The sequence below is a fragment of the Bradyrhizobium sp. genome, from assembly GCF_016462955.1.
GTDB lineage: Bacteria > Pseudomonadota > Alphaproteobacteria > Rhizobiales > Xanthobacteraceae > Bradyrhizobium.
Map to the genome: position 1 here is coordinate 1 of NZ_JAEMSD010000642.1, position 1,379 is coordinate 1,379.

Consider the following 1,379-nt stretch of genomic DNA (forward strand, 5'->3'; position numbering starts at 1 on the left):
ATTCTGCACGGTGATGTCGAACGGCGGCTGGGGCTGATATTCCAGCATCAGCTGCAGATTTTTCGCGACGTCTTCGCCGCACAGTTCGGCGGCGACCTGGAAGCCGAAATCGATACCGGCGGTGACACCGCCGCCGGAAATGCGGTTGCGGTCGACCACGACGCGTTCATCGACGGCGATGGCGCCGAAGGCGGCGAGCTGGTCGCTCATCAGCCAATGGCAGGCCGACCTGTAGCCGTCGATCAGGCCCGCGGCGCCGAGGACCAGGCAACCGGCGCAAACCGAGGTGATGTAGCGCGCCGGCCCGCCCTTGTCGCGAACGAAGGCAATCACCTCGTCATCGTCCATGATGGCGACCTGCCCCGGGCCGCCGCCGATGCAGAACACGTCGAGGTCAGGACAATCGGCGAAGGTCGTGGTCGGCAGCAACGGCAGACCGACGTCGCTGACCACGGGCTCGATCCGCTTCCACAGCAGGTGCATGCGAACGTTCGGCAGGCGGGCAAACACCTCGAAGGGGCCGGTGACGTCCAGTTGCGTCATCCCGGGATAGTACAGAATTCCGATCTCGATCCGCTTGCCGGTCATGTGGCCCTCCTGCGTTGGACGGACCGATGTTGACAGCGGAGGCTGTTTGCCGAAATGTCATAATACACGCAATTCCTGCCAAGCCTTCCCTGGCAAAAAGGCGCTGCCGATGGCCCGTTCCGCCGCCCGCCGTGTGGTCTTCGTCCTGTTCGACGATTGCCTGCTGCTCGACTTCGCAGGGCCGCTGCAGGCCATCGAGCTGGCCTGCGAAACGTTCGAAGCCGGACGCGCGCCCTATGTCTGGCAGATCTGTTCGCTGAAGGGCGGGCCGGTCAAAACCTCGTCCGGCCTGGAGGTCATGACGACCGCCCTCGCCGACTGCGACCGCAAGTCCATCGACACGCTGATGGTCGGTGGCGGTCCCGGCGTCCACCGCGCCGCTGCAGACGCCGCGCTGGTCGATTGGTTTCGCCTGGCGGCGCCGAAGGCAAGGCGCGTCTGCTCGGTCTGCACCGGGACGTTCGTCCTGGCTGCGGCCGGGCTGCTGCACGGGCGGCGCGCGGTCACCCACTGGGGCTCCTGCGACCTGCTTCGCGCAAAACATCCCGACGTGTCGGTTCAGGTCGATCCGGTCTTCGTGCATGATCGCGGCATCTGGACATCCGCCGGCGTGACGGCCGGCATCGATCTGGCGCTCACGCTGCTGGAAGACGATCTCGGCCATCGCGAGGCCATGCGCATCGCGCGCCGCCTCGTCGTCTTCCTCAAGCGGCCCGGCGGGCAGGCGCAATTCAGCGTGCCGCTGTCAATGCAGGCCTCGGAAGATCGGGCGCTCGAGAAGATTTCGAACT

Annotated in this window: 2 protein-coding genes; one reads left to right on the top strand and one right to left on the bottom strand. The window is 65.9% G+C overall.

The features are described 5' to 3' along the window. Positions 1–588 (bottom strand): DJ-1/PfpI family protein (locus JHD07_RS36060; RefSeq protein ID WP_291630851.1); only part of this gene is annotated, 588 nt, incomplete at its 3' end. 109 nt (positions 589–697) lie between these two features. Here JHD07_RS36060 and JHD07_RS36065 point away from each other — a divergent pair. Then, positions 698–1,379 (top strand): AraC family transcriptional regulator (locus tag JHD07_RS36065; protein ID WP_291630854.1); only part of this gene is annotated, 682 nt, incomplete at its 3' end.